Below are 22,977 nucleotides of genomic sequence, written 5' to 3'. Positions count from 1 at the left end.
AAAAATTATTCCTTCTCTAAAGCAAGCTGCAAAAGCGTATCAATAAGTTCGGTAAAATTCAGTCCAAACTCTTTAGCAGCTTGAGGCAGAAGACTCGTAGGGGTCATTCCCGGAATGGTATTCGTCTCAAGAATATACAAAGCACCATCGGATGCCAGCATCATGTCCGTCCGTGAATACCCTCGCAGCTGCAACACTCTGTGCGCTGCTACGGCATATTCTTTCGCCAGAATAGACACCTCTTCTTTCACATCTGCCGGACAGATTTCATTTGATGCACCTTTTTTGTACTTTGCGGTATAGTCAAAAAACGGATACTCATCGCCGGGAATGATCTCTATCAAAGGTAGTGCTGACAACTTCTCATTCCCCAGCACTCCAACCGTAATCTCCCTGCCACTCACAAACTGCTCCACCATAACCTCGGAATCGTGTTGGTAAGCAATTTCAATTCCTCGTTGCAGCTCTTCAACATTTCTGGCAACACTCATGCCAAGACTTGACCCTTCACGGATCGGCTTGATGACCAGTGGAAAATTCAACGTTTCAAGAATCCGACCGGGGTTTTCAATATCTCCATGGCTGGCCATTACCCAATCAGCCACCGGCAATCCATTCAAGCGATACAGAACCTTAGCCATATTTTTATCCATAGCGAGGGCACTGCCGAGAACCCCAGATCCCTGATAGGGAATACCAAGAAGGTCAAGATACCCCTGTACCGTCCCGTCTTCGCCATGAATACCATGGAGAAGAATAAAGGCGACATCGATATCCGCTGCATCTTCTGCGAGCTTACCGAGATCGCTCTTTGTATCATAGCGACGCAACTCATATTTATCACGATCTATGGCATCTTCAAAACCTGCAGCACCGGCCAAAGATACCTCTCGCTCTCCAGATGCCCCACCAGCGAGAAGGGCCACACGAATTTTCTTATCTTTCACTATACATTCCTCGATCTTAAGCTATTCACTATCCTGTACATTCTCAGCGCTACCTTACCCCAGGAACACAGAAAATTCCAGAATAGGCGACAATTCCTTACTTTTTTTTTCTGTAACTCCAGAGTAACATGGTCAGATGAATACTACCATTTTCCAAGAAATCATCGATATCGTTGGCCCAGAACACTGTAGTAGAGAGATAGAGGAGCTGCACTGCTACTCTTACGACAACAGCAAACAAACATTTCTCCCGGATGCTGTGGTCCACCCGGATACGGTGGAACAGGTTGCAAACCTTGCAAAACTGGCCAACACCCATTGCATCCCTATTGTTGCACGGGGCGCCGGCAGTGGGACAACAGGTGGCTCACTCCCAACCCAGGGGGGCATAGTACTCAGCTGCATGCGACTAAACCGTATCCTTGAGATTGACACTGACAACCAGATTGCCATTGTCGAACCGGGAGTCATCACGGGAACATTTCAGAAGATCCTGCAGGGACATAAACTCATGTACGCTCCCGATCCAGCCAGTCTCAAATTCTGTACCATTGGTGGTAATGTTGCAGAATGCGCAGGAGGCCCCTCTGCTATAAAATATGGTGTAACCAAAGACTCCATTATCGGACTTGAGGTAGTACTTGCAAACGGCGAAGTCCTTACGACGGGAACCCGTACAGAAAAAGGCGTTGTGGGTTATGACCTTACCCGCCTTTTTATCGGTTCAGAAGGCACTCTTGGTATTATCACCAAAATTATCACCAGACTTTTACCTCTGCCTGAACACAAAGAAACGTTTCTCCTTAGCTCCACATCCCTGCAACAGGCAACAGAATTTGTGGCCAAAATTCTGCAGCAGAACATTCTTCCCTGCACGCTCGAATACATGGACAAAACTGCTCTTCAGGTTGTCTCGGATATCCTGCCCTCCAGACTGCCAGCAGACATTCAAGCCATGCTCATCATCGAGATTGACGGCAGCAGACAGAAGGTAGAGGAACAGGCTGAACACCTCAAACGTTTAATTGCAGCTGAAAAGTACTGCAACATAAAACAGGCTGCGACAGAAGATGAAATCCAGGAAATCTGGAAAGCAAGACGTTCCATCTCTCCTGCCACCCACAAAATCAGCCCTCACAAAACCAGTGAAGACGTTGTCGTACCGCGCAGTCTTATCCCGGAACTGGTAGGATTCTGTGAAGACCTTGCACAGAAACTCACAATCACCATCCTCACCTTTGGCCATGCCGGGGACGGAAACATCCATGTCAATATTCTGGCTGCAGACAACTCGCCGAAAGAAAAACAGAAAGCTGCAAATGCCAAAATGGCACTTTTCAAAAAAGTCCTCAGTATGGGAGGAACCCTCTCCGGGGAACATGGCATTGGAATAACCAAGTCCCCCTACATTTCGCTAGAGTTAAACAGAACCAGTATCACAGTAATGCGTCAACTAAAGCAATTGTTTGATAAAAACAACATCATGAATCCAGGGAAAATTTTTCCCTCGGAAGAGCTACACAATGGTCCATCACCCGTATGAAAAATCCATTGACAGACGCAAAAGTTTCTCTTATATAAGGAAGATTACTGTCGTGACTTTTAAAATTGTAATGAAAATCTGAAGTATCGTGCTTCTGGATTTCTCGTAAATATTGTTGATAACGGAGCCCCAAATGATAGAAGTTGAAGTTCGTGGAGATCTTGAGTATGCCATCAGGCAGCTGAAAAAGAAACTGCAGATTGATGGAATAAAAAGAGAACTAAAACGTCGTGAGAACTACGAAAAACCAAGTGTAAAAAAACGTCGCAAACAGGCTGAAGCTCGTCGCAAGCTCCGTAAGTTTAACCGTATCAGACGCGGCTGAGCCCCAAACAGCATTGTTTCACTAACGCCCGTCGCCTGAACAGGCAACGGGCGTTTTATCATTTCCATTCTACTCTGCCATCGCTGGAAAACCCCTCCCACAAGAGTTCGTTTCTGCAAAAGAGATCTTTCTCCATTACCTGATTACCGAGAAGCGCTTTGCAGAAAACACGATCACTGCCTACGACGCCGATATTCATTCCTTCCTTCTTTTCCTGGCAACAAAAAAGAAATCTCTGCAGGATGTCACCACTAAAACAATTCATACTTTTTTTGAACAGTGCCGCAGCAGACAGATCTCACATCGCAGCAATGCCAGAAGAGTATCAGCCTTAAAAAGTTTTTTTTCGTACCTGCATGGTCGAAACCTTATCTCAGTCAATCCTTTCAACAACATTACAAGCCCTAAAAGTGCACTTAGCCTCCCCAAAGGACTATCCATTGAACAGGTAAACCGCCTGCTGTGCCCGCCACCGATTACAACGCCACTGCTACAGCGCAACTATGCCATGCTGCAACTCCTCTATTCCACCGGCTTACGTGTTACGGAACTGGTTACCCTTGCAGTAGGTAGCTGCAACCTTACATCCTGCTTTATCCGGGTACTTGGAAAAGGTGAGAAAGAACGGCTCATTCCCTTTGGCGTTCCTGCAAAAGAAGCCATTGTGACCTACCTCGACTCATCCCGCCCCTTGATCCTGAAAGGGAGACGCAGCAACACCCTCTTTGTCACCAATCGCGGTAAAGGAATGACACGTTTACGATTCTGGCAGATCATCAAAGAAGCTGCACGGGCTGCTGGAATCGCAGAAGAAGTTTCCCCGCACAGCCTCCGCCATTCCTTTGCAACCCATCTCTTATCACATGGCGCCGACCTCCGTTCTGTGCAGATGATGCTCGGCCACTCTGACATCACCACCACCCAAATCTACACCCACGTTGATGAGGGAAGACTGAAATCCATCCACAAGAAGTTTCACCCCCGCGGCTGAGGACTGTTGACAGCTGATAACGGATAGTGGATAGTAAGACATGAAAGTCATCACAACCCACCTGAATGCGGACTTTGACGGTCTTGCCTCCATGATCGCTGCACAAAAACTCTACCCCGACGCGGTAATGGCCTTTCCCGGCTCCCAGGAAAAAAATGTCCGTCGCTTTATCGCAGAAACGCTTCATCATCGATATGATTTCACGAGACTCAAGTATATTGATCTGAACCAGATAGACACCCTTATCGTTGTCGACACCAGGCAAAAGAGACGTATTGGTGAGTTTGCAAAATGCCTGAGCAATCCAAAGTTGAACCTCCATCTTTACGACCACCACCCTGACACTGAAGACGACATGCAGGGAAACCTTGAAACAATTGCTCCGGTTGGCGCAACAATCACGGTTATCTGTGGAGTATTACAAGAAAAAAAAATATCCGTCAGCCAGGAAGAAGCAACCATTTACGGACTTGGTATTTATGAGGACACCGGCTCTCTTACTCACATGACCACCACTCCGGACGACCTGTTCGCGGCCGCCTGGCTGTTAAAAAAAGGCGCTCAGTTAGACATCATTTCTCAATTCCTCTCCTATGACCTCACCGCCCGACAGGTGAGCCTGATACACGAACTTAGCAAAACCGCCAAAAGTTACAGGATTTCAGGCATTGAGGCTGTGGTCATAAATCTCACACTCGAAGAATACGAGGATGACTTCTCACTCATCGTTCGTCGCTTCATGATAATGGAAAACCTCGACTGCCTCTTTGCCCTGGTCTCCATGGAGGGACGTATCTATCTCATCGCAAGATCCCGTGTTCCGGAAGTCAACACCGGGGCTATTGCCAGGGATTTTAATGGAGGTGGCCACGCCTCTGCGGCCTCGGCCACCCTACGAGACATGACCATGATTGAGGCACAGGAACAACTGATCCGGAGCCTCCACAGACATATCAAACCACAGGCAATCGCCGGAGAAATGCTCTCCCAGCCCGTCATTTCAATCCCCTCAAACACTTCAATTCTTGAAGCGAACAGCTTGCTCACCCGCTACAATATCACAGCCCTTCCGGTACTTGCAGATGCTGATTCCGAAACAGCAACGACTCCCCTCCCACCGGCAAAAATTGTCGGAACCATTTCACGTAGAATTGTTGAGAAGGCCATACATCACAACCTCGGCACTTTTCCTGTAAGTGATTACATGACAACAGACATTGAAGTGCTTCCGCTCAGTGCAACACTCTCCGACATAGAAGAGTTAATAATCGAACACAGACAACGGCTGATCCCCATTATTCATGAACAGCGACTGGAGGGGGTCATCACACGAACCGACCTCCTTAACATGCTGATAAATGATCCCGGCCATATGCCTCAGGACCTTGGAGGCGCAGATGCCCCCTCCACTCGGGAAAAAAGTAAAAATGTTCTCCAACTTATAAGTGAAACACTGGATAGGGACCTCATCATCCTGCTCAGAACAATTGGCGAGGTAGCCGAAGACATTGGGTTTAAAGCCTATGCAGTTGGAGGGTTTGTTCGCGACCTGCTCCAGAAGCAGAAAAACCTGGATCTGGATATTGTGGTGGAGGGTGATGGAATCATTTTTGCCAAACAGCTTGTGAAAACCCTTGGTGGCCGGGTTCGAACCCATGATCGTTTTAAAACCGCCAACATAACCCTCGCCAACGGATTCAAGATTGATGTGGCCACGGCAAGACTCGAATACTATGAATATCCGGCGGCACTCCCAACGGTTGAACTCTCATCCATCAAACTTGATCTTTACCGACGTGATTTCACCATTAACGCCATGGCACTTCAGCTCAACCCTGCCCTATTTGGTACGCTGATCGACTTTTTCAGCTGCCAGAATGACCTTAAGGACAAACTGATCAAAGTCCTCCACAACTTAAGTTTCGTGGAAGATCCCAGCCGTATCCTGCGAGCTGTTCGCTTTGAAAAGCGAATGGATTTCAAAATTGCCAGACATACAGAACGACTGATTCATGGGGCCGTAAAAATGGATCTCTTCGGCAAGACAAACAACCCGCGCATCTTTACCGAACTCAAGCAGATTTTCGAGGAAGAAAACCCAATCCTTGCCATCAGGCGACTTGCAGACCTGGAACTCTTCCAGTTTCTCTGGCCCGACCTGCTACCCAATCTCAAAATCGACCGCCGTTTCCTCCATATCATCAGACAGGCCCAGCAGGCCATATCCTGGTTTCACCTTCTCTACCTTGACGAACCCATTGAACCGTGGCGTGTTTACCTCCTTGCTATTATGGCCAGATCCCGGCCCCGCCAAATTGAAACATTTTGCGAACGTTTTCAGATTCATGATCATATTTGCAGGGAACTGATCATCCAGAAACTCACGGCAGACGAAATTGGCAACAAACTCTACGGCCGGATACCTGAAAAAAACAGCGAAATCAATCAGATGCTCAAGAATCTCACAAACGAAGGATTGCTCTATTTGATGGCCATTGCCAGAAAAAAAGAAATCAAGAAAACAGTATCACTCTACGTCACCTCACTGCGAAATGTACAATCACTTCTTAATGGTGATGACCTCAAAAAACTTGGTTATATTCCTGGAGAGCAATTTAAAAAAATGTTTTCAGATATCACAGATGCACGTCTGGATGGACTCGTGAAAAGCAGAGAGGACGAAAAACAGTTCATCTTAAAGCATTTTCCTCGATAAAAAATATTTTCCCAATCTCTGTTTTTCCTAGACCAAAACAGATAATCACTCCTAAAAACAGCCCACCCCCCCAACAGGCCTTACTTTTTTTCAACAGGAACCATTTAAAATAGTCAATTCAACTATAGACAGGAAATATGTTTTACCTTACCATTTAGGAAGATTGTTAGAATTTCTAAATCTCATAAGGAGAATACTGATGCAGAAATCTTTGAATATCATATCTTATATTTCGTTTTGCACTGTTTGCCTGTTTGCCTCCAATGCTGCAGCAACAGTTTACACCATTGAAGACAGTTGGATTAACTGGCCTGGGTATAGCAGTAACAGAACTACAGACGAATATGGAACTCCTGAGGTTGCTGGTTTACATGTAACTGTTGAAAATAATTTTCTTACTCGCATTACTGTTGATTTAGAAAGTGATGCCCGACGTGCATTTGATTCGTTATTTATCAATACCTCCTGGAAGAGTAACTCGGCATGGGATGATTGGAATTTTTTTGTACTCGATGGAAGGGAAAGCCTTGATTCTGGATTTAATCCGGTGGGAGAAACCACCGGTGATGTCGCTGCCAGTAGTGGCCTTTACAGTGTTGCTGATTATTATGAATACACTACTATTAGTAAAATTGGACGTGAAGGAAATCCAAATGGTATCGATGCCAATTTTCTTACACTTTTAAATAGTAATATAGGTGGTAATCATTCAGGACTTACCATAACCTACGACTTTAGTAGTTTTGGTGGTCTGGCAGTAGAAGATGGCTTTTTTGTAGCGTACGCCCCCTGGTGCGCTAATGATGTTGCGGGAGGAGGTGCACCGGTACCAGAACCTGCCACCATGCTGCTCTTTGGCGCAGGGCTTACTGGCCTTGCAGGTTACAGGCTGCGAAGGAAAGCAAAATAAACGGTAGAGCTTTCGAAAAAAATTACAAATTCACCCTATAAAAAAGGTCATTCAGCGACAGCATGCTGGAGGACCTTTTTTTGTTCACGTTGTAAAACAGAATACATATCCCCTTCTCAAGACTTCACGTATAAAAAGGACAAGTTACTTGTATTATTCTTTGCAATTGATTAATTTCCTGTAACTAAAAAAAACAATCACTTTCTCCAAGGGCAGAGCAAAGATTGCACCATGAGACTAAAAACAGAACTTATTCAAGGGGTATTTATCGTTACCTTTGAAGGTGAAAGACTGGACGCCCCTCAGGCAGAGAGTTTTCTTTCGGCAATGCAGGGATTTATCAAAGAAGGCAATGTTTTCATTCTTCTTGATATGAGCAATATTATCTTCATGGACAGCACTGGCCTGGGTTCCATGATCAGAGCTCTTAAAGAGATCTACGACGATGGCCAGTTAGTAATATGCGGCATTACTGAACAGGTAAGGAGTCTCCTTAAAATCACTCACCTGGATGAGGTTTTCACAATTGCCGAAAACCGGGATGATGCCTTTGCCATTTTCTCTGTCTTTATCGCCCCCATTTCCCAAGAACCTGCCAGAGAGCAATTACAACCAACGAACAATGATACAGTAATTGATACCGATTTTTATGACAGGTTTATCCATCAGGACGACACTGAACCTAAAGAGGAACCAAAGGAAAGAAGACGTTACAAACGCATCCCAAAAGATCATATTGTTGATGAAGATCTTTTTGCATATTGCCAGGATCTCAATTCAGGGAAAAGAAGCCATGGTGTAATACGCAACATCAGTCCCGGTGGATTTCTCATGGTCTCCAACACCAGCCATAGGGTTGATGATCGGATGCATGTTCAATTTTCTGTTGGCAAGGCCTTCAAACTTTCAGAGACTGCTATTGTACGATCAGCAACCGATGGAAGATATGGTATGGAGTTTATGGGGATTTCTGCAAAATCAAAATCATTCCTCACACAGCTTGGCGGATCCATACAACTAAACAATCTTTCCTCTTAACGAAACCACTCAGTCCCTGACAAACCGCAGTAAATTTTGATCCATAGCCGGTAAAATTACTCAAAAGATGTGCATTATGGGACAGCATCAGAAAAAACTCTTTTTTAATCTTGCGGCGGACAAAACCAGAAGATACACAAGGGCAGCAATGACAATAATCACTGGCCCACTTGGCAGGTCAAGATTGTAACTTACCCCTAGCCCCATCACCACAAAACCGGCACAAAACAAAATCGAAACAAACATCATCTGCTTGATATTTCGAGACATATTACCGGCAACAGCAGCTGGCAGAGTAAGCAGAGCAATTACCATAACAATACCGACAACCCTCACCAGCAAAACAATGGTGAGCGCAGCCAGACACAGTAGCAGCAGATACATCCAGCCCGTATGTACTCCCCGCAGTCGTGAAAACTCCTCATCAAAACACACGGCCAGAAATTTATTATAAAAAAGAGTAACGAGTCCAAGTACAATCACATCAAGCACCAGTACAAAGACAAAATCCTGTTTTGAGACGAGCAGGATGTTCCCGAAAAGATAACTCATGGGATCGACATACCCCGGGGTTTTGGCAATAAAAAGAAGCCCAGTTGCCATGCCGACAGCCCAGAGAGCACCAATCACACTGTCCTCACGCTCAGCAGCGTAGCGACTTACCAGAGTTAAAATAACCGCAGCAAGTAATGCCACCAGGACAGCTCCCTGCATGGGTCCAAACCAGCTGATCCCCACCGCTTTTTCCAGATACATGCCAAGACCTATTCCACCAAGCACACAATGGGCAATGGCACCCGCAATATAGCTGATCCTGCGTACAACGACAAAGGTACCAATTATACCAAAGGGGACAGAGGCAAAAATTCCAGTAAGCAATGCATAGCGAAAAAACGGCAAATTGGGATCTGTCAATGCTGCCACAAATTCAATCATGCTGGTGTCCTTCCACTCCACAAAAGTGATCGTGACGGATAATCTGCAAGTCACCGCCATACATATCACGAATAAGATCCCCTGTGAGAGCACTCGTCGGATGAATCACCACCTGTTTATTCACGCAGGCAATCCGTTTAAAAAAGGTGGATGCAAAGCCAACTTCGTGTGTAACCATCAGTATAGTCATGCGTTTATTCAACTCTGTCAGAAGATCAAAAAATTGCACCTCCGATTCATGATCGATATTGGCCGTAGGTTCATCAAGAATCAGGATATCACCTTCAGAAGCAAGGGCTCTGGCAATAAGTACACGCTGTCGCTGTCCACCGGAAATGGAAGAAAAAGGCCTGTCAGCAATATCTGCAAGCCCTATAATACTGAGCGCTTCCATCACCTTTTCCCTATCATCACGTGTATATCGTCCAATCCACGAATCACTTAATCGTCCCATACACACCACCTCAAAAACAGAGATGGGAAACTGCGGATCATACCTGGCATACTGGGGGACATAGCCTATCCTCAACCTTGCAGATTCTGGTTTTTCACCAAAGACTCGCACTTCACCGCTATCGGGATTGAGGAGTCCTACTATTAATTTTATAAGGGTGGATTTTCCTCCACCATTTGGTCCAACCACACAGATGGAATCCAGAGAAAGCACTTCAAGATTGACGTCCTCAAGCACAACCTGAGCATCATAGGAAAAGGAAAGGTCACGAATGGATATCGCACTGCTATCTGACATATCAGCAGCCATTACTTTGTCCGACCAGTAAGGGCATCAGCAATTTTTTCAGCCATGATCCGTATATTATCAACACTGTTCTCTGCAAGGGGATCAAGGGTAATGACCTTACCACCAATGGCAGTTGCCACCTTCTCTGCACTTCTTGGATCAAACTGGGGCTGGACAAAAATCACCTTCACCCCGTCTTTCTTTGCCTTTTTAATAAGTGCAAAAAGCTGTTTTGGAGTTGGGGATTTTCCACCCGTTTCCACAGCAACCTGCTGCAAATGGTAGCGATGAGCAAAATAACCAAATGCCGGATGGAAGACAAAAAAAGAAGCCCCCTGGAAAGCCGCCAGATCTTCCATAACGACCTGATCAAGAGCATCCAACCGGGCGTTCAGTTTTTCCAGATTCGCGTCATACACCCTTTTATTTTCAGGATCTTTATGGCCAAGGGCTGCGGTCATGACTCCGGCCATACTTTTCAAGTTTGGTGGTGACAACCAGACATGGGGGTCCAACATCTCCGCATGATCATGGTCGTGGCCGGCTCCATTAATGGAAATTTTTTCTATGTCATTACTGGTGTCGATTATCTGCAGAGATGGTGCTCCCGCCTGAAGACGCCTGGTGATTTCCTGCTCAAATTCCATCCCGGCGGTAAAAAACACTCCGGCACCGGAAAGAGCCTGAATCTGCCTGGGAGTGGGTTCAAAGGCATGAGGTTCCTGCCCCTGGGCCACCAGAAGATGGATTACAAGGTGACCACCGCCAAGCTGTTCACACAACCACTTCTGAGGAGGAATGGAAACGAAAACGTCTAATTTTGCAGAAGTCTCAGCAGACAGCTGAACGGGAAAACAAAACAAAAAAGCAAGCAGGAAAACCCACCAATATCTGTAATTCACAAAAATCCTCACTGTAGTTGACACTCATTTAAACCTTAAAAAACTACCGGCACACGACATCTCAGACATTGCGTAATGTATTAGGCAGTTACTTTATCGTCAAGAGTAGAATAAGCATTGCGGCTATAAGCAATATACCGTATACAGCATCTTACCATGCCAAACTCTTTGCGCGAAAGCCTAAAAGCATCATTTGCCAGTGCAATCCTTATACTGAAACTGGTTATTCCATTTTATATTCTCGCCGACATTCTTCTTTACTTTGATCTCCTCCGACCAGTAAGTTTTCTCTTTTCTCCGGTTACCAGCATTCTGCAGCTTCCTTCAGAAACGGCAATGGCCATCTGCGCAGGGGTCTTCCTCAATATATACGCTGCAGTAGCATTTGCAGCACCGCTGGGGCTCAGTTCCTACGAATGGACGATCCTCGGGGTCTTCCTTGGAGTCTGTCACAGCCTTCCAGTGGAAAACAGTATTATGAAAAAGCTCGGCATCAGCTTTCTCTACTCCACCTGCCTGAGGATATCCATGGCCTTTCTCACCACCATGCCTCTTTTTTTCCTGCCTGCCTCATTTTTCACAGGAGAACGGAGTGGGAAAAACATCCAGCTCGCGTCATATTCGAGTATCCCCGACATGCTACTCCACTCACTGGCGAATGCAGCAGTCCTGTCTCTAAAGATAATCAGTCTCATTACTATTGTTATTTTTCTGATGGATACAATTAAGCGGACACAGTTTATTACACACTATGGTCAACGGGTGCAAACTTCGTTTTCATTACTTACCGGGCAACTCCTGGGAATCACCTATGGTGCTGGGATTCTCTTTAAAGAAGCTGAATCGGGTAACCTTCAGAAAAAGGATATCTTTTTCATTGCTACCTTCCTTATGATCTGCCATTCTCTTCTCGAAGACCCTCTTATTTTCGTTCTTTTTGGGGCAAACTACTGGATTATTGTCATCAGCCGACTAGCCATGGCCTGTATCATAACTCTACTGCTCAGCCGGGTTTTTCAATATCTTGAAAACAAACGAGAAGGAAAAAGATGACAGGGCTCTGTCTAAAATCGCTTCAGTAACAATGCCAGAATTGTGCTTTTAAATAAACACAATCCTCAATCATTAAGAGAAACTCCGACTCCTTGCGCCTTCACCCTTCAATGATTACTCTTCCCTGACACGTAAACACTTCATTGGAAATAGAAACACTATGAATAGTATTATTCTTCAGATAATAATTCTCGCCCCACCAATCCTCCTGGCCCTGACCGTCCACGAATTTGCCCACGGCTATGTAGCCTACCGTTTCGGTGACCCCACTGCAAGAAACGAGGGACGCCTGACATTAAACCCTTTGAAACACCTTGATCCACTAGGAACACTGGCATTTTTTATTATTAAAATCGGTTGGGCAAAACCGGTACCCGTGAATCCGTATTATTTCAAGAATCCACGTAAGGACATGCTATGGGTGGCCCTTGCAGGCCCTGCTGTGAATCTGGCGCTGGCTGTTATCAGTGCAATACTTACAAAGATCGTCTGGTTCATTGCCGCCACCATTCCCTATTCCCCCATTGCCGAAGCTATCCTTGTCCCGTTGAATGAGGTGCTCATGGCTTCCGTCTGGATAAATCTGGTACTCTGTATCTTTAACTTCCTACCCATTCCACCACTGGACGGGAGCAAGATTCTTGCAGGCATCCTCCCTCCGGATATGGCAAGATCATACGCATCGGTTGAACGTTATGGGTTTGTTATTATTATACTCCTGGCATTTTCAGGCATACTGTCAAAGATGATACTACCGATCATTGACTTTGCTCGAAATATCTTATTATAGAGCAGATATCCTTATCCAGAAATCAAGGCGACAGGTCATTCTACCAGCTAAAAAAAAGCCCCCTGCCAACATCGGTCGACAAGGGGCTTTTAAGAACATATTCTGTAAGCGGTCTAGAAATCGTAACTCAACCCAAAGCTTAACAAATGTGCAGCAGCATCAGTGAATTCACCATTGATGCCAGTAGTAGCGCTTCCATTGACAACGGTTCGGCTTTCTTTGTAATCATACAGATATCCTGCCCCAATTTCCATGGCTTCACTCACACGATACCGAACACCAACAGAGTAGAGCCAGGCGTTGCTACCAGGAAGTTCAAACCCAAGGGTCTCATCCGGTATTGGAGTTTCGTCATAGGCAAACCCTGCCATCAGAGTAACATCCTGATTCAACACATAGGAAAGACCTATGCGATAGCCATTGGAGTCATCCCAGTTTTTAGGAATCGCTGGAGTATAAACAGCATTCAGCACTGGATGTGCAACAGGGCTTGAATAGTCAAATTCAATACTTTCATATTCTGACCAGAATGTTCTGTCCCAGGTCAGATCAATGGTGGCTGGACCAAAGGTGTAAGCAAGAGAAAGAGACAATACAGCGGGTGCGGGAAGATCAACAGCCCCACTTGTCTCCATGACAAAGATTGAAGGGGTATTTGTTCCCATTGTGACATCACCATCCAGCCCCAGATCAACGTTGGAACGATAGGTCGCAGATATGTTCATATCTTTGGTAGGGCGAACCGAAGCAGCCAGATTGTATCCCCACTCCATGGCATCACCTTCCATACTTCGGGTAACCATCATTCCGCTGGACTGCACCGCGTAATTGCTCACCTGGGCAGTACTGTAGATCATACGGACACCACCTGCAAGTGAGAACATATCGGATATGGTGTAGGATACGGTTGGATTCAACTCATAGACGTTAAGGCTATATTCTTCGGCAGTACTCCGGGGAAAGGGCTGTTCCCAGCGTTTGGAAAGGCCAAATGGAGCGATTGCTGAAATTCCGAGACGGAAATTATTCATATCTGGAGAAACAAGAAAGAAAGTGGGGAGAAGAAAATTCTCAGTCTTGGAGCTACCATTCATAAGAGGGCTACGGTTATCCTCATAGCTGACAGATGGCAGATTAATATAGGTCAATGCACCTTCAAACTGCCATGCATCTTTCTTCAACCATCCCATATTGGCAGGATTATAATAGGCGGTATCCGCCTGGTTGGCTGAGGCAACATTGGCACCAGCTTTGGCTACCGAGTCAACAGACTGCTCGGGAATGCGATAGCCAGAGGCCATGGCAGATCCGGCTATCAGTACAGAACTCAAAGCCACTATGGAAATCTTTTTTTTCATTGTTTTCTCCCTCTTCTTTGAAAGAATAGTGTTTCCGATCATTCCGTAAGTGGACTGACGGGTAAACTGGTTAACATGGCAGTAAATGTATCTAGCACCACAGGTATAATTACAAATTCTATTAGTCACCATTATAGAGGTATCGCTTGATTTTATGCGTTGCAGTCTTAATAAAAGGTTCACGCCTCTCCACAATCCGCATAAGACGAGAAGCTGTGGACACCTGAGCATTTACTTCTTTTCGCAAAGTCGCACAGAGTTTGTCAATGTATTCCCGACGCTCAACCCGGGATTGCCCCTCGGTCATTTCATCAATAACTTCATAATCAGGATAAACCCAGGCATCGAGCTTGCCGTTGTTTTCAACAACCAGTGATTCAACAACCCAGAAATACGAATTTATTTTATGCTCAATGGGTTCCGGATAGACATTTTCCCCGTTAGCCATAACAATAACATTTTTGGACCGTCCGCGGATATGGAGGTTTCCAGCATCGTCAAATGATCCAAGATCACCGGTGATGAGCCATCCATCTTCTGTAAGTGCTTCTGCAGAAGCATCGGGGTCACCGTAATACCCCTGCATGACATTGGGACCACGTCCGTAAATTTCCCCAACGCCACTGCCTGGATCAGGATTGACAATCTTCACCTCCACTCCAGGGAAAGGTTTTCCAGTTGAGCCAACGGTGATAGTTTTATCACCCACTGGACCACCGGCAAGAATAGGAGCGGATTCAGTCAGTCCATAGCCGATAATATAGGGGAATTCAGCCTCGCGGAGAAAATTTTCAACCTCAGGATTTAAGGCCGCACCACCAATCCCCATGAGCTCAAGATTACCTCCAAAAAATGCTATAAGTTTTGCACCGATCTTTTTATAGACAAACTTTCGACCAAAGGAAAAGCGGCAGAGCAGGGAAAGTAAACGACTCTTTTCAATCTGTGGCAACACCCGTTTTTTATAAATTTTCTCCATAATCAGGGGCACCGCAAACATAACTCTGGGCTTTTCATGCCTACACAGTTTCTCGAGGATCGCTGGGGTTGGTGTCTTTCCGGCATAAGCAACCTTGCAGCCTTTAATCAAGGGCGTAATAAATCCAAGGGTAAACTCATAGGTATGAGACATCGGCAGGACGGAGAGAAAAACACTGCCACTTTCAACACCTAACATGGTTGCCGCACTATAAGCATTGGCCGTCAGATTTTTATGACTGAGCATTACAGCTTTTGAGTAGCCTGATGTTCCGGAGGTGTAAAGAATGGAAGCAAGGTCATCCTCTGTAACATCGGCAAAAGACATCCCTTCCCCCTTCTCATCTGCAGCTTTTTGTGCAACTACTGCATCCTCAAGGTACTTTGAAAAGAATGTAACATCAACCACATCCTGCGTTGCACCCAGATCATCAAGTGTAATAATTCGCCGTAATGACTTTTGGTTCAACTCATAAATCTTTTCAATCTGACGATCAGAAACAAAGAGGACAGGCACCTCCATCTCATTAAGAATATGGTGAACATCTGCCTCGGGAAGGTCGGGAAGAATGGGGACGGCAATTGCCCCTATACGTATGATCGCAAAATAGGCCATTCCCCATTGGGGAGAATTTTCCGATAAAATAGCAACCCGATCACCTTTTTTTACTCCCTCCTTAGTCAGATGATGGGCAAGCGCTATGATGTTATCATAAAATTCACGATAGGTTAAAGCACCATCTGCTGCCATTCCAATTGCTGGCAGTTCTCCATACCGCTCCACGCTATTATCGAGTATATAATTTAAGGTCATCCGTACATCGTTGGATTCCGGCATAAACACCTCATGAGTAAACAAATTTGATCGTAGGATTCTTCGTGGCTTAAAATGTGCCGCATCTTACCTAAAAGTAGTTTTTTGGTCAATTAAGAATGATGCGCACCGGTTTTCCCACCCTAATTTGCATTTATTCAACAAAACACCGGAATAATCTTGACAGTTAAGCCGACAGTTTATAAAAATTAACAAGATAAGCTATACTGTTTCGAGATTATGCTAACTTTAAACAGAACCTCCCCATACAGCACCATGCACAAGATATTACATTCTACTCCTGTTTTTTTCGTATTCTGTCTTCTTGTTCTGCTCTTTACGAGCAACGCGGAGTCTCGGGCGGAGCTCCCTCTCCTCAACGATACAGCAAAGTGGCAGGTAGCCACATCTGTTCCAGAACCTGCAAAGCAGACAGAAAAGATCGCTCAACCCTCTCCACGCACAGAAGCAACTGTCACTAAATCCACTCCGATCAGTCTCGGTCAGGTTAATAATATTCTTCATATCAAAAAACGAATTGCCCCCCCTGTTACCGCAGCTACCACCAAACGACTCAATAAAAAAATCTCATCCAGGTCAGCCATCATCATTGATGCCGTGAGTGGAGAAACACTGTACTCCAGGAATCCTGACAGTCAGAGACAACCGGCTTCTACCATCAAAGTACTCACAGGAATGATCGCCATGAAATCCCTGACCATGGCAGAACCTGTTTCGGTCAGTCAAAAAGCTGCAAGACAGCCCCGCTCCAAGGTATACCTCGATCAGAAAAAGAAGTATCAGGCAAATGATCTGATTAACGCTGTTCTGCTTGCTTCAGCCAATGATGCCAGTGTGGCACTCGCTGAAAAAATTGCCGGAAATGAAAAAGATTTTGCTGCAATGATGACCCTTCGAGCCAAACTGTGGGGAGCAAAAAACACCATCTGCAAAACTGCTACGGGTCTCACTGCAAAGGGGCAGAAATCCACCGCCCGTGACCTCGCAACTATTTTCCGTCATGCCATGAATGATCCTGAATTTTCCACCAGGATGAAGCAGTTGAAAACACGCACCACGGAAGGAAAGCTTCTTCGTAGTCATAATAAAGCCCTGTGGCAGGTAGAGGGCACGCTGGGTGGAAAAACCGGCTACACCAATGCAGCCCGGCAGACGTATGTGGGGAAGTTCAAGCGTGGAAAAGATGAGATTATTGTAGCTATCATGGGCAGTGAGACCATGTGGTCCGACATTAAACAATTGGTAACCTACGGGTTTCAGAAAAAGGTTGCCATGACCAGAGAGAGAGAGGTCATGGGTGGTGATATCGAGTTAATCGCCGACCTGCAGCGCACCTCGAACAAAAACTGATCCGAGTTTCTCCACTCCGGCTACCGTCAGGGTCACCGCGCCATATTCTTCTTCTACCTTTCCCAGTAACATATAGGCCTGTCCTGGATTCAGAATTGCTGCATAGCGACGATAGACTCGTGGAAAAAATGTTGTTTCCACTACCCCTGTTTCGTCCTCAAAGGTTAGAAATTCCATTACCTCTCCGGTTTTTGTTGAAACCATCTTTCTGCTGAGCAACCATCCGGCAAAGCGGATATTCTTTCCAGCATAGCTCTTCAGATCACAGCCTTTTATCCTCCCATTGAGCTGTTGTTCATAGAAAAGCAGTGGATGGGAGCTGCAAAGGAAATCCAGTGCATCATACTCCTGCTGCTGTATTTCCCTCACATTAAACGATGGAAGATCTGGAGCCGGAGGTAAATCCAGGCAGAAAAGAGGGCTTCTCGCCTGTGCCCCTGCAAAACACCTGAACTGAGCAAGTTCCCAAAACAGATTGCTTCTATTTCTTTTATTTTTACTACCAAGCGCATCCAGTGCACCAGCCTGGATAAGCGATCTGCATTCATCCTTTTGCGGCTGGACACGTTGCCAGAAATCAATACTTGAAACGAATTCTTTTTTCTCTCTGCAATACAAGATCCTGCCCATGGTGGCCGTTGACAAATTCTTCACAGCCATCAATCCCACCCGGATATTTTTTACCGATACATCTCCCTCTCTACACCATCTTACCTGACTGTGATTCACGCAGGGAGGCAATATGCCTATCCCCATTCGTTTTGCTTCTGAAACATAGGCAAATGTTGAGTAATAGCCTCCTTGATTGGAAATTACCGCTGCCATAAATTCCGCTGGATGATGTGTCTTCAGGTATGCAGCCTGATACGACACCCGTGCATAGGAAGCCGAATGCGGTTTACAGAACGAATACCCATCAAAACTCATCATCATGTCCCAGAGTTTTTCAATTGTTTCCCTGTCGACACCTCTAGCTTCACATCCCCTTTCAAATTCAAGCCGATAATCTTTTAAACGCAGCTGCTTATCTTTTTTAGACATCACTTTACGCAGGCAATCTGCGCGTGCATGACTGAAGCCCGCAAGGGCAACAGCTACCCTCGACACATCCTCCTGATACACCATAAGACCAAAGGTCTCATCAAGCACTGTTGCCAATTCCGGATGTAGATACTGCCACGCCCCCCCGTGAAGACGGCGCACATATTCACGTATAAAATCATTGGCAGCAGGACGAATGATAGAAGACTGCAGCACAAGCTGCTCAAAGTCCCCGCTTCCCGCCTTCTGTTGCAACAGACGCATGGCCGGACTTTCTATATAAAAGCACCCCATGGTCTCTCCCGCTGCTACTGCCATTTTCGTTGCCGGGTCATCCTCAGGCTGCCAGTACTCTTCATCAAAACTTCGACCACTCTCTGAAAGGGATGCAATACAATCCCTGATCACCCCAAGACTGCGATTACCAAGCAGGTCGATCTTCACGAGTCCTCCCGCCTCTGCTCCATCCTTATCCCACTGGATGATAGGGACCCCCTTGGAAGCAGTCTCAACCGGGACATAATTGCTTACAGGTTCCGGTGTTATAATGACCCCTCCTGGATGAACTGACAGGTGACGCGGCACACCCAGTAAAGAAGAAGCAAGTTCCATAATTTCAGGCCATGGTGCCACAAGCTTTTTGGTCCCTGCACCCGGTAATCTGCTGAGGTTACCTGTCTTTGCAATTTCCTCTGCTGGCAACCCAAACGCCCTTGCTGTTTCCCGAATAGCCATTCGGGGCTGGAAGCGGATAATAGTTGAGACCATGGCGGCATTATGCCCATATTTCCGGAGAACCTGCGCAAGCACTCCATCCCGTTCATCCCATGAAAAATCAATGTCAATATCAGGAGGATCAGTACGACCTGGGTTAAGAAATCGTTCAAAATAAAGATTGTACTTTAAAGGACAGACATTGGTAATTTCAAGACAGTAGGCCACAAGTGAAGCTGCACCTGACCCACGACCGCATATGCGTAAGCAGCGGCCACTTCTTTCTCCAACAGCCTGATGTACGATATCGCGGACAACGAGAAAATAGGAAGAAAAGCCCATGGAATCAATCACTCGAAGCTCCATCTCCAATCGCTCAACCACAGCCTCGGAAAGATCTGTCCCATAGCGAACACAGGCCCCCTCATAAGCGGCCTGTCGGAGTGAAAAAGCTGCCCCTCTCCCACTTCTGTTCCAGGGAGGCATGACCAGGTCTGATGGCGGGCCGGAAAAGCTGCAGCGTCTCGCAAGATTCTCAGCTTCTGTTAATGCTTCGGGCCACACCGCAAATTTTTCATAATACGTTGCAGGAGATTGCAACCAGCACGATGGTAGTCCCGACTTCACCTCACATGATGTCAGGAGGCTTTTGGTCTCTATCGCCCTCATGAGCTGCAGGAGCAATCTCTCTTTTTTATCTGCCATAAACACAATAGGGATGGCCACGGCGGAAACACTTTTTTTTTGCGCCCATTTCCTCAAATAACTGGATTTTTCCGTCGGCCTGTCACCAAGGTTTACAGCCAGGTCTATAGTATTCTTTTGAAGCTTTTCCAGGAGAGGACGCGAGGAAGCGATACAGATAAGGCCATCACTATATTGTATAAGATTCTGTTCCAGGGTGAAAAGAGGATCTCCTTTTCTCCTGGTTATTAAATTGCATAAATTCCTATAACCGATAGCATTACGTACCAGACAGATAACCGTATCGGAATTCTTTCGGTCACTGATTTCTGCAGCAATAAGAGGACGAATACCATATTTTTTACAGGCGGCAAGAAAGGGCCAGACCCCGGCGAGTGAATCACAATCGGTGAGTGCCAGAACGGTGTAGCCAAGCTCCTGAGCACGTTTGCAGATACTTGCTGGAGAACTGCAACCACGCATAAACGAATAGTAAGAACGGACAAAAAGAGGGAACACGGCCTAGGAGCTAGTCCCCAGGTATAGCCGTCCAGCACCAAAACGACTGCGCACCATATCCATGGCACTCATAATTTTTTCCTCCTGCTGTTCCCGCTCGCTCTGCATGACAAAAAGCGTCTGCTGTTGGGTACGTGGCAGCAGACGATCACAAATCAAAACACAACTACGGATCCGAATGCGCCTCCCCCAGGCCCTGTCTAGGGCTGTAAGAGCCATCCTGCGCAGGATGAAATCACTATCAGACCCTCCTTTCCTGGACACCTGCCTGGATGTTTTTTTTCCATCTCCATAGACCAGACAGATCCCCACGCGCTGTCCAAGAAGGCGTCTCTGCCGCAGGACTCTTGCTATCCCGTGAACAAGCTGGGTAAGGACCGCCTGCACCTCCCCGTATCTTGCCGTATCTTCTTCAAAAACATGCTCCTCTGTTATTTGATCATCCTTTGTTATCCCGGGAAGAACCGCTGTAATGTCCCGGCCCCGACTGGCATCATGGAGAACCCCGTTACGCGTCCTGGAAACCACCAGAAGTTGCTTCCTGCTGAGTTCTGCAAGTTGACCAATCCGCCTTACGTTAAAATCCTCCAGAAGCCGTATCTCCTCAGCAGTTACCCCTGGCAACATGGACAGCGGCAGGGGTGCCAGAAATGTATCTTCCTCACCCACGCTCACAATATACTCACCAAAAGGTCGTACCACTCTTGAAGCAACCTTGGAAACCAGTTTATTAGAAGCAAGACTCCAGACAGGATCAAGCCCCAACTCATCCAGCAGCTGTTTACGAAGTCTCCAGGCCACATCAGGGGCCGGCCCGAAGAGCCGATGTGTCCCGGTGACATCAAGAAACAGATGGCCATCCTCTTCTCCCTGCTCCACCAGGGGAGTATAGTAGGCCACCCGTTTAACAAGAGCTGCCATAGCTCTGCGATACAAAGCGGGACAGGGGGTAATGACCTTTGCCCTGTTGCAGTACTTACGAGCAAGGTTCAACTGCATGCCCTTGCGCACTCCCTCCTGATATGCTTCCTCACTCATATCAAAGACAAGGGTTCTTCCTTTTCCAGCCTCTCCGGTCGCAACAATCAAGGGGACCTGCCTCAAGGAACTATCCCGAATCCGTTCCACTGCCACTGCAAAATCAGTGACATTCAAATGAATAATGGCTCTATCCATTTCCTTTCAGTTCTGCAAAAGAGTCTGTAAAAGCCTGCCATTTTCTGGTGCCTGGGCACGAACATGGTTATTGAAGAAGACAACACCCAGCTCGGCATTGGCACGCAACGAAGTCAAATATTTTTCATTCCACTCTTCCAGTTCCTCCCTGGAATAGGAGTAGTCAAATTTCTTCTGCATATTAGCAGATTTCCATCCCTGCCTGTTGCGCCCATGAAAACGGACAAAAAAGAGATCAGGGTTAGTAACAATATCCAGACAGGGAAAAAGATTTGGCTCTGACGGGGAATCTACGGTAACTATGGTCACACGCCTCTTCTCAAGCTCTGCAAACACCGAATCTCTTGCCCAGGAGACGTGACGAAATTCAACTGCGAGGGGAAAGCCACGCAAAGCATCGAGCAGATGAGCCAAATAATAGCGATTACTTCTGCTCCAATCAAAATCAGGCGGCAACTGAACCAGAATCGCTGTCAGTTGCTTGCGCAGAGGCTGAATCCCCTCACGATACTGCTTCAGTTCCTGTTGCCAGTCACGATTTCTTTCGTGAGTAAGTGTCCTTGTCAGTTTGGCAGCAAACAAAAAGCTCTCGGGAGCCTTTGCAATCATACGGCTGATGGCTTCTGCGCGCACCATCTGGTACCAGGTGTAATTCAGTTCAACAATGGGAAATACATCTGCATAAAGCTCCAGCATTCCTGGGGTTCTTGTACCCTGTGGATAAAAACCACTATCCACCCACTCGGTATAGGAATACCCACTGGTGCCGATGAGCACCGGGCACAACTTATCTTTTGTCATAGCTTCTGATCACACCCATAACCTTTCCCTGCACCAGAATTTCGGAAAAGGGATAACGGACGGCAGTGAATTTTTTATTCTCCGGTCGCAACTCGATATGATCCCTTCCAAGAAAGAACCGTTTCACCGTGGCCTCTTCCCCCTGAATGAGAACAGCGACAATCTCTCCATTCTCTGCATACTGCCGGGGTTCGCAGACAACCAGATCACCATTTAATATGCCCGCATCCTGCATGGACTCACCCTGCACCCGCAGACAAAAAAGATTATTACCGGGAAACAGATTTCCATCAACCACCACGGAACCATCCCATTCCTGCTGGGCGTACATGGGCAACCCTGCCGTAACCCTTCCTACAATCGGCAATTCCCGTACCCGCATCTTCGCTTTTGCTGCAGTGTGTGGAGATAAAATACGGATGGTTCTGCTGTAGCGACCCTCCCGCTCAACGACCCCTTTCCGTTCCAGCTGAGTGATTAACTGCGCCACGGCATTATGACTTACACCCAGACTTTCGGCAGACTGGCGCAAGCTGGGTGCCCGTCCTTCCCGCTCAAGATATTCCTGTAAATAGTCAAAAAGTTGCTGTTGCTTTTCTGTAAGATCCATATATTTTCCTCGCTCACG

Annotated in this window: 20 protein-coding genes; 9 read left to right on the top strand and 11 right to left on the bottom strand. The window is 46.5% G+C overall.

All coding sequences use genetic code 11. The features are described 5' to 3' along the window. Window positions 1–5: 5 nt before the first annotated feature. A complete protein-coding gene (locus UWK_RS09215; RefSeq protein WP_153304871.1) occupies window positions 6–950 on the bottom strand; it encodes a D-alanine--D-alanine ligase family protein in 945 nt (314 codons plus the stop codon). Between the two features lie 133 nt (window positions 951–1,083). Between UWK_RS09215 and UWK_RS09210 the strand changes: the two genes are divergently transcribed. Further along, complete coding sequence (locus tag UWK_RS09210; protein WP_015404100.1) at window positions 1,084–2,490, top strand: FAD-binding oxidoreductase; 1,407 nt, start codon at window positions 1,084–1,086, stop codon at window positions 2,488–2,490. Window positions 2,491–2,626: 136 nt separating this feature from the next. Beyond that, window positions 2,627–2,815: a 30S ribosomal protein S21 gene (gene rpsU, locus UWK_RS09205; RefSeq protein WP_407637482.1), complete on the top strand. Its 189-nt coding sequence runs from the start codon at window positions 2,627–2,629 to the stop codon at window positions 2,813–2,815. Window positions 2,816–2,873: 58 nt separating this feature from the next. Here rpsU and UWK_RS19825 read toward each other — a convergent pair whose 3' ends face one another. After that, window positions 2,874–3,080, bottom strand: a complete 207-nt coding sequence (locus UWK_RS19825) for a hypothetical protein (protein WP_228130005.1) — start codon at window positions 3,078–3,080, stop codon at window positions 2,874–2,876. Here UWK_RS19825 and xerD point away from each other — a divergent pair. The 4 genes from xerD (at window position 2,988) to UWK_RS18455 (ending at window position 8,470) form a co-directional block, all read left to right on the top strand. Further along, entirely contained in the window at window positions 2,988–3,806 is an 819-nt protein-coding gene (xerD, locus tag UWK_RS09200) for a site-specific tyrosine recombinase XerD (protein WP_228130071.1), read from the top strand. The genes UWK_RS19825 and xerD overlap by 93 nt on opposite strands. Window positions 3,807–3,846: 40 nt before the next feature. Then, a complete protein-coding gene (locus UWK_RS09195; RefSeq protein ID WP_015404097.1) occupies window positions 3,847–6,522 on the top strand; it encodes a CBS domain-containing protein in 2,676 nt (891 codons plus the stop codon). 199 nt (window positions 6,523–6,721) lie between these two features. Then, a complete protein-coding gene (locus UWK_RS09190) occupies window positions 6,722–7,432 on the top strand; it encodes a PEP-CTERM sorting domain-containing protein (protein ID WP_015404096.1) in 711 nt (236 codons plus the stop codon). A gap of 231 nt (window positions 7,433–7,663) precedes the next feature. Further along, the gene (locus UWK_RS18455) at window positions 7,664–8,470 is read left to right on the top strand and encodes an anti-sigma factor antagonist (RefSeq protein ID WP_015404095.1); all 807 of its coding nucleotides are present in this window, start codon (window positions 7,664–7,666) and stop codon (window positions 8,468–8,470) included. Between the two features lie 87 nt (window positions 8,471–8,557). Here the strand turns inward: UWK_RS18455 and UWK_RS09180 are convergent, their stop codons facing one another. The 3 genes from UWK_RS09180 to UWK_RS09170 are packed head-to-tail and all read right to left on the bottom strand — an operon-like array spanning window position 8,558 to window position 11,050. Continuing rightward, window positions 8,558–9,406: a metal ABC transporter permease gene (locus tag UWK_RS09180; RefSeq protein WP_015404094.1), complete on the bottom strand. Its 849-nt coding sequence runs from the start codon at window positions 9,404–9,406 to the stop codon at window positions 8,558–8,560. Then, the gene (locus UWK_RS09175; protein ID WP_015404093.1) at window positions 9,399–10,169 is read right to left on the bottom strand and encodes a metal ABC transporter ATP-binding protein; all 771 of its coding nucleotides are present in this window, start codon (window positions 10,167–10,169) and stop codon (window positions 9,399–9,401) included. The genes UWK_RS09180 and UWK_RS09175 overlap by 8 nt, the downstream gene beginning before the upstream one ends. Beyond that, window positions 10,169–11,050 (bottom strand): metal ABC transporter solute-binding protein, Zn/Mn family, encoded by an 882-nt coding sequence (locus UWK_RS09170; protein WP_015404092.1) that lies wholly within the window; start codon window positions 11,048–11,050, stop codon window positions 10,169–10,171. Before UWK_RS09170 ends, UWK_RS09175 begins: the two co-directional genes overlap by 1 nt. A gap of 156 nt (window positions 11,051–11,206) precedes the next feature. On the opposite strand from UWK_RS09170, the gene UWK_RS09165 reads away from it, so the two are divergent. Together UWK_RS09165 and UWK_RS09160 are read left to right on the top strand one after the other, a co-directional pair. Then, on the top strand, window positions 11,207–12,103 hold the full coding sequence (locus UWK_RS09165; RefSeq protein WP_015404091.1) for a hypothetical protein: 897 nt from the start codon (window positions 11,207–11,209) through the stop codon (window positions 12,101–12,103). A gap of 160 nt (window positions 12,104–12,263) precedes the next feature. Then, a complete protein-coding gene (locus UWK_RS09160) occupies window positions 12,264–12,893 on the top strand; it encodes a site-2 protease family protein (RefSeq protein WP_015404090.1) in 630 nt (209 codons plus the stop codon). 113 nt (window positions 12,894–13,006) lie between these two features. Here the strand turns inward: UWK_RS09160 and UWK_RS09155 are convergent, their stop codons facing one another. Both UWK_RS09155 and UWK_RS09150 read right to left on the bottom strand, forming a co-directional pair. Beyond that, window positions 13,007–14,251, bottom strand: coding sequence for an OmpP1/FadL family transporter (locus UWK_RS09155; RefSeq protein ID WP_041916377.1), 1,245 nt, complete (start codon window positions 14,249–14,251; stop codon window positions 13,007–13,009). A gap of 121 nt (window positions 14,252–14,372) precedes the next feature. Then, entirely contained in the window at window positions 14,373–16,067 is a 1,695-nt protein-coding gene (locus tag UWK_RS09150) for an AMP-binding protein (RefSeq protein ID WP_015404088.1), read from the bottom strand. A 252-nt stretch (window positions 16,068–16,319) separates the two neighbouring features. On the opposite strand from UWK_RS09150, the gene UWK_RS18450 reads away from it, so the two are divergent. Further along, complete coding sequence (locus UWK_RS18450) at window positions 16,320–17,414, top strand: D-alanyl-D-alanine carboxypeptidase family protein (RefSeq protein ID WP_052326983.1); 1,095 nt, start codon at window positions 16,320–16,322, stop codon at window positions 17,412–17,414. On the opposite strand, the gene UWK_RS09140 is transcribed toward UWK_RS18450, so the two are convergent. From UWK_RS09140 to lexA, 4 genes are read right to left on the bottom strand one after another with little or no spacing between them, the layout of a single operon-like run. After that, window positions 17,376–20,372, bottom strand: a complete 2,997-nt coding sequence (locus tag UWK_RS09140; protein WP_041916376.1) for a DNA polymerase III subunit alpha — start codon at window positions 20,370–20,372, stop codon at window positions 17,376–17,378. The genes UWK_RS18450 and UWK_RS09140 overlap by 39 nt on opposite strands. A 3-nt stretch (window positions 20,373–20,375) precedes the next feature. Next, entirely contained in the window at window positions 20,376–21,548 is a 1,173-nt protein-coding gene (locus UWK_RS09135; RefSeq protein WP_015404085.1) for a DNA polymerase Y family protein, read from the bottom strand. 6 nt (window positions 21,549–21,554) lie between these two features. Next, complete coding sequence (locus UWK_RS09130) at window positions 21,555–22,349, bottom strand: DUF72 domain-containing protein (protein WP_015404084.1); 795 nt, start codon at window positions 22,347–22,349, stop codon at window positions 21,555–21,557. Continuing rightward, a complete protein-coding gene (gene lexA, locus UWK_RS09125; RefSeq protein WP_015404083.1) occupies window positions 22,336–22,959 on the bottom strand; it encodes a transcriptional repressor LexA in 624 nt (207 codons plus the stop codon). The genes UWK_RS09130 and lexA overlap by 14 nt, the downstream gene beginning before the upstream one ends. Between the last annotated feature and the right edge of the window lie 18 nt (window positions 22,960–22,977).

This window comes from Desulfocapsa sulfexigens DSM 10523 (genome assembly GCF_000341395.1).
GTDB lineage: Bacteria > Desulfobacterota > Desulfobulbia > Desulfobulbales > Desulfocapsaceae > Desulfocapsa > Desulfocapsa sulfexigens.
This window is presented reverse-complemented; position numbering and strand designations above follow the sequence as displayed.

What these genes read in the sequence shown, in the direction of transcription:
- UWK_RS09210 (WP_015404100.1), top strand. Translation starts at nt 1,084, where the DNA reads ATGAATACTACCATTTTCCAAGAAATCATCGATATCGTTGGCCCAGAA.
- UWK_RS19825 (WP_228130005.1), bottom strand. Translation starts at nt 3,080, where the DNA reads ATGAATTGTTTTAGTGGTGACATCCTGCAGAGATTTCTTTTTTGTTGC.
- UWK_RS09195 (WP_015404097.1), top strand. Translation starts at nt 3,847, where the DNA reads ATGAAAGTCATCACAACCCACCTGAATGCGGACTTTGACGGTCTTGCC.
- UWK_RS09190 (WP_015404096.1), top strand. Translation starts at nt 6,722, where the DNA reads ATGCAGAAATCTTTGAATATCATATCTTATATTTCGTTTTGCACTGTT.
- UWK_RS18455 (WP_015404095.1), top strand. Translation starts at nt 7,664, where the DNA reads ATGAGACTAAAAACAGAACTTATTCAAGGGGTATTTATCGTTACCTTT.
- UWK_RS09180 (WP_015404094.1), bottom strand. Translation starts at nt 9,406, where the DNA reads ATGATTGAATTTGTGGCAGCATTGACAGATCCCAATTTGCCGTTTTTT.
- UWK_RS09175 (WP_015404093.1), bottom strand. Translation starts at nt 10,169, where the DNA reads ATGGCTGCTGATATGTCAGATAGCAGTGCGATATCCATTCGTGACCTT.
- UWK_RS09165 (WP_015404091.1), top strand. Translation starts at nt 11,207, where the DNA reads ATGCCAAACTCTTTGCGCGAAAGCCTAAAAGCATCATTTGCCAGTGCA.
- UWK_RS09160 (WP_015404090.1), top strand. Translation starts at nt 12,264, where the DNA reads ATGAATAGTATTATTCTTCAGATAATAATTCTCGCCCCACCAATCCTC.
- UWK_RS09155 (WP_041916377.1), bottom strand. Translation starts at nt 14,251, where the DNA reads ATGAAAAAAAAGATTTCCATAGTGGCTTTGAGTTCTGTACTGATAGCC.
- UWK_RS09150 (WP_015404088.1), bottom strand. Translation starts at nt 16,067, where the DNA reads ATGCCGGAATCCAACGATGTACGGATGACCTTAAATTATATACTCGAT.
- UWK_RS18450 (WP_052326983.1), top strand. Translation starts at nt 16,320, where the DNA reads ATGCACAAGATATTACATTCTACTCCTGTTTTTTTCGTATTCTGTCTT.
- UWK_RS09135 (WP_015404085.1), bottom strand. Translation starts at nt 21,548, where the DNA reads ATGGATAGAGCCATTATTCATTTGAATGTCACTGATTTTGCAGTGGCA.
- UWK_RS09130 (WP_015404084.1), bottom strand. Translation starts at nt 22,349, where the DNA reads ATGACAAAAGATAAGTTGTGCCCGGTGCTCATCGGCACCAGTGGGTAT.
- lexA (WP_015404083.1), bottom strand. Translation starts at nt 22,959, where the DNA reads ATGGATCTTACAGAAAAGCAACAGCAACTTTTTGACTATTTACAGGAA.